The 5,081-nt window shown below is 42.0% G+C and carries 3 protein-coding genes and 1 pseudogene; all 4 read left to right on the forward strand.

Annotated features, from left to right (window positions below):
* The first annotated feature begins 54 nt into the window (after nucleotides 1-54).
* Entirely contained in the window at nucleotides 55-771 is a 717-nt protein-coding gene (locus HT719_RS10745; protein WP_000532879.1) for a YebC/PmpR family DNA-binding transcriptional regulator, read from the forward strand.
* Between the two features lie 176 nt (nucleotides 772-947).
* Nucleotides 948-1,418: a MarR family winged helix-turn-helix transcriptional regulator gene (locus HT719_RS10750; RefSeq protein ID WP_172929190.1), complete on the forward strand. Its 471-nt coding sequence runs from the start codon at nucleotides 948-950 to the stop codon at nucleotides 1,416-1,418.
* Nucleotides 1,393-3,170: pseudogene (locus HT719_RS10760) on the forward strand (ABC transporter ATP-binding protein). Before HT719_RS10750 ends, HT719_RS10760 begins: the two are co-directional and overlap by 26 nt.
* On the forward strand, nucleotides 3,160-4,920 hold the full coding sequence (locus tag HT719_RS10765; RefSeq protein ID WP_172929194.1) for an ABC transporter ATP-binding protein: 1,761 nt from the start codon (nucleotides 3,160-3,162) through the stop codon (nucleotides 4,918-4,920). The pseudogene HT719_RS10760 and the gene HT719_RS10765 overlap by 11 nt, the downstream one beginning before the upstream one ends.
* Nucleotides 4,921-5,081 lie beyond the last annotated feature (161 nt).

Here is a 5,081-nt window from a genome sequence, read left to right on the forward strand (position 1 = left end):
AAAAAACTTGTGTTATAATAAGAAAGATTAAAATGTGAAAAAAGGAGATTCCTAATGGGACGTAAATGGGCCAATATCGTAGCCAAGAAAACGGCTAAAGATGGAGCTAACTCTAAAGTATATGCAAAATTTGGTGTAGAAATCTATGTAGCAGCTAAAAAAGGTGATCCAGATCCAGAATCAAACTCAGCCTTGAAATTCGTTATCGACCGTGCTAAACAAGCCCAAGTGCCAAAACACGTTATCGATAAAGCGATTGATAAAGCAAAAGGAAATACAGATGAAACCTTTACAGAAGGACGTTACGAAGGTTTTGGACCAAATGGTTCTATGCTGATCGTGGATACTTTGACTTCAAATGTCAACCGTACAGCGGCTAATGTCCGTGCAGCCTTTGGTAAAAACGGAGGAAACATGGGTGCTTCTGGTTCAGTTTCTTACCTCTTTGACAACAAGGGAGTTATCGTATTTGCAGGTGAAGATGCCGATGCAGTCTTTGAGCAATTGCTAGAAGCAGATGTGGATGTGGATGATGTAGAAGCAGAAGAAGGTACAATCACAGTTTACACAGCTCCAACTGACCTTCATAAGGCTATCGTTGCCCTTCGTGAGTCAGGTGTCGAAGAATTCCAAGTGACTGAATTGGAAATGATTCCTCAGTCAGAAGTGGAATTGTCAGGCGATGACCTTGAAACCTTTGAAAAACTTTACAGCGTTCTTGAAGATGACGAAGACGTACAAAAAATCTACACAAACGTAGACGGGTTCTAATTTAACCTAGAGAACATAATCCTAAGTGAAAAAATCACTTGGGATTTTTTGAATCAAGAAAATAGTTCTCTAGGAAACTTTTTCTTGACATCTTTTCTGAAAATGATAAAATAGTTCTCATGAAAATTTATTTAGTTCCTAGGAGAACTAAATGTGATAGTTAGAAAGGAGTTAGTATGGATAAGCCGATGTTAGTCTTTAAGCGTTTTGGTCATCAGATTCATCTCATGGTGCAAAAGGAAGCCAAACGTTGTGGCATTGAATTTATGGGTGGGCCGCAAGGTCAGGTTGTACGTTTTTTGGATAATCGTGAGAAAAACCAAGACTTGGTCTTGATTAAAGATATCGAGCAGGAACTCAATATTACCAAGTCTGTTGCTAGTAATTTGGTCAAGCGTATGGTGCAAAATGGTTTGGTGGAATTGGAGGCGAGTCCTGTTGATAAGCGGGCTAAGTTTGTTCGTCTGACGGACAAAGCACGTTCTCAGATGCAAGAGGTTAAGGCTTTTTTTGAACGCATAGACAAGCAGTTGATGGAAGACATTGATGAAGATGAATTACTGATTTTTGAGAAAGTTCTCGGTCAACTACAGGTAAATATCAAGGGAATAGGAGGAGAGAATAAAGAAATTAGCCAAAAGAATTAGTAGAAAAGAATGGGGGATGATTTTACTAGTCATTCTCTTTACTTGCTTTTCGGTCTATCTAGAGTTGGAAGTGCCGACCTATATCTCGAAAATTACGGATTTGCTAGGTAGTCAAGGAACTAATTTAGATGAGTTGTGGCAGCCGGCAAGCATGATGATGGGAATGCCCTTTCTTGCCTTCTTGTCTTCTTGTCCGTAGTTGCAGTTGGATTTTTTGCATCCCGAGTGGCGGCTTCTTATATTAGTAGGCTGAGAAGTGATATTTTTAACCGAGTTTTGGATTACTCGCAGACAAAGATTAAGAAATTTTCAATTCCTAGCCTCTTGACGCGTACTACCAATGACATTACTCAAGTTCAAATGTTGATTACTATGGGCTTGCAAGTGGTAACGCGTGATCCAATTATGGCTATCTGGGCTATTGGGAAGATTTTAGGTCATTCAGAATACTGACTTTGGGCCGTACTTGTGGCAGTGATTGTCAACGTCCTGATGACGACCGTTTTGATGACGCTAGCCTTTCCAAAACAGTCCTTGATTCAGGGGCTGACAGATAAACTGAACAGTATCACTCGTGAGAGTTTAACAGGTATTCGTGTCGTTCGTGCCTACAATGCAGAGGATTATCAAAATGAAAAATTTGCTGCAGCAAATGATGAATTGACACGCTTGAATTTGTTTGTCAACCGCCTTATGGCTATTTTGAACCCTATCATGATGGGGATTTCAAGTGGTTTGAGTGTGGCGATTTACTGGATTGGGGCCTATGTGATTAACGACGCTGCTCCGATAGCGCGTCTGCCTCTCTTTAGTGACATGATTGTTTTCATGTCTTATGCCATGCAGGTTGTCATGGGCTTCCTTCTCATGGGAGCACTCTTCATCGTTCTTCCCCGAACTATGGTCTCTGCTAAGCGGATTAATCAGGTTTTAGATTTGCATTCGTCTATCCAAAATCCTGCTCAAGTGCAACAGGCTGATGAAAACCTCAAAGGTCAGGTCGAGTTTAAGGATGTGACCTTCCGCTATGCGGCAAATTCGGAGGCGGTTATTGAGAATGTTAGCTTTAGAGCAGATGTTGGTCAAACAGTGGCCTTTATTGGGTCAACAGGTTCTGGTAAATCAACTCTGGTCAATCTGATTCCACGTTTCTACGACGTATCAGCAGGAGAGATTCTTGTAGACGTTGTCAATGTTCAAGACTATGCCTTAGAAGATTTGCGCAACAAGGTTGGTTATATTCCACAAAAAGCTGTTCTCTTTTCAGGTGATGTCAAGGCTAATCTAGACTTTGGACGGAGTCAAGAAACACCGCTTAGTGAGCAGGCTATGTGGCAAGCTTTGAAATTGGCCCAGTCTAAGAACTTTATCGAAGACAAGGAAGCGGGCTTAGCGTCAGAAGTGGCTCAAGGAGGAACTAACTTCTCAGGTGGTCAAAGACAGCGTCTGGCCATTGCGCGTACCTTGGCTCGGAAGCCAGAAATCCTCATCTTTGATGACTCCTTCTCAGCCTTGGACTACAAGACAGATCGTGTCCTACGCCAAGAGCTAGCAGAGAAAACAAAATCTATGACCAAACTTATCGTCGCACAGCGTATTTCAACGATTATGGATGCAGATTTGATTTTGGTCTTGGATCAAGGAAAAGTCGTGGGAAAAGGCACCCACAAGGAACTTCTAGCTAATAACGAAGTTTACCAAGAAATTGCCTATTCACAACTATCGAAGGAGGAATTGGAACATGGAAAATAAGAAAATGTCTCTCTGGAAACAGAGTAAACCCTATCTTGCAGGCCTCCAGTTTGCCCTTCTGATAGCCTTTCTAGCAACAATCGTATCCAATATCATTACTGTATATGGTCCAACCCGCATCAAGGAAATGACTAATATTATTGCCAGTGGTCTGGAAACAAGTGTGGATGTCGCGGCGGTTGCAGCTATTGGTGGTTTTTTGGCCGTGATTTATGTGATTGGACTTCTATCAAATTATTTACAGGCCTTTCTGTTTACAACAGCTATTCAACGTTTTTCAGAGCGTTTAAGAACAGCCATTGCAGAGAAAATCAATCGCCTACCATTGAGATATTTTGATGGACATTCTCAAGGAGATACCTTGTCTCGTGTAACCAATGACGTTGACACTGCAGCCCAGTCCCTTAATCAAAGTCTGGGAACAGTTCTTTCATCTAGTTTATTGGTTTTAGCAGTCTTGGTAACCATGTTTGGGATGAACTGGATTTTAGCCTTGGTGACGGTTGTTTCAACCCTTATTGGTTTTGTTTTCGTATCCGTCTTTATGGGCAAATCCCAGGGCTTTTTTAAGAGTCAGCAACAAGATTTGGCAGCTGTCAATGGCTATGTGGAGGAAATGTACTCTGGACATAATGTGGTGACCAGTTACAATGCTATCGAGAATACGAAAGAAGAGTTTGCGAAATTAAACCATCGTCTGTATGACAGTATCTGGAAATCTCAATTTATTTCAGGGATTATGATGCCGATTATGATGTTTATTGGGAACTTTAGCTATGCCTTGGTGATTATCGTTGGTGCAGCCTTGGCTCTGAATGGGCAGATTAGTATCGGGATTATCGTTGCCTTTATGGCCTACGTTCGAATCTTTTCTCAGCCTCTTTCACAAATTGCCCAAGGGATTACTAGTCTTCAGCAGGCTAGCGCAGCCATGGGACGTGTCTTCGAATTCCTAGCTGAAGAGGAACTGGAAGACGAATCCCATAAAGAAAGACAATTGAGCGATATGAAAGGTCAAGTAGTCTTTGATCGAGTATCCTTTGGTTATACACCAGAGAGAACTATTATCCATGACTTTTCTGCGACCGCTCATGCAGGTCAAAAGGTTGCGATTGTCGGACCGACCGGAGCTGGTAAGACAACCATTGTCAATTTTTTGATGAAGTTCTATGAGATTGATAAGGGAAGTATCCGCATCGATGGCGTGGATACCAAGGAGATGAAGCGCTCGGAAGTACACGATGCCTTTTCAATGGTCTTGCAAGACACCTGGCTCTTTGAAGGTACTATCCGAGATAATCTCATCTATAACCAAAAGGGGATTAGTGATGAGCGCGTGATTGAAGCCAGCAAGGCTGTAGGGATTCACCACTTTATTATGACCCTACCAGATGGTTACGATACCGTCTTGGATGATACAGTGACCTTGTCTGTCGGACAAAAACAACTCTTGACCATTGCTCGTGCTTTGCTGAAAGATGCACCACTCCTAATCCTAGATGAGGCGACCTCTTCGGTTGATACACGGACGGAGGAATTGATTCAGAAAGCTATGGATCGTTTGATGGAAGGCAGAACTTCCTTTGTTATCGCCCACCGCTTGTCTACTATCCGAAATGCTGATCTTATTCTCGTTATGAAAGATGGCAATATCATCGAGCAAGGAAATCATGACGCGCTAATGTCGCAAGCTGGTTTCTACGCTGACCTCTATAACAGTCAGTTTACAGAATATGAAGTAGAAGAATAAATCGAAAGAAGGCTTGACGGCCTTCTTTTTCTGCACTATACTAGAAGACAAGTGCTTCCTTGCAAGCAAAATTTGAGTAAGTGATGAGAAATTGAAATGAAAAATTATCAAGAATGGTATGACCACATTGCTGGTAACATTGGAAGTCATAACCACCCGTG

Source organism: Streptococcus sp. k-378 (assembly GCF_013277505.1).
GTDB lineage: Bacteria > Bacillota > Bacilli > Lactobacillales > Streptococcaceae > Streptococcus > Streptococcus pseudopneumoniae.

What these genes read in the sequence shown, in the direction of transcription:
- HT719_RS10745 (WP_000532879.1), top strand. Translation starts at nt 55, where the DNA reads ATGGGACGTAAATGGGCCAATATCGTAGCCAAGAAAACGGCTAAAGAT.
- HT719_RS10750 (WP_172929190.1), top strand. Translation starts at nt 948, where the DNA reads ATGGATAAGCCGATGTTAGTCTTTAAGCGTTTTGGTCATCAGATTCAT.
- HT719_RS10765 (WP_172929194.1), top strand. Translation starts at nt 3,160, where the DNA reads ATGGAAAATAAGAAAATGTCTCTCTGGAAACAGAGTAAACCCTATCTT.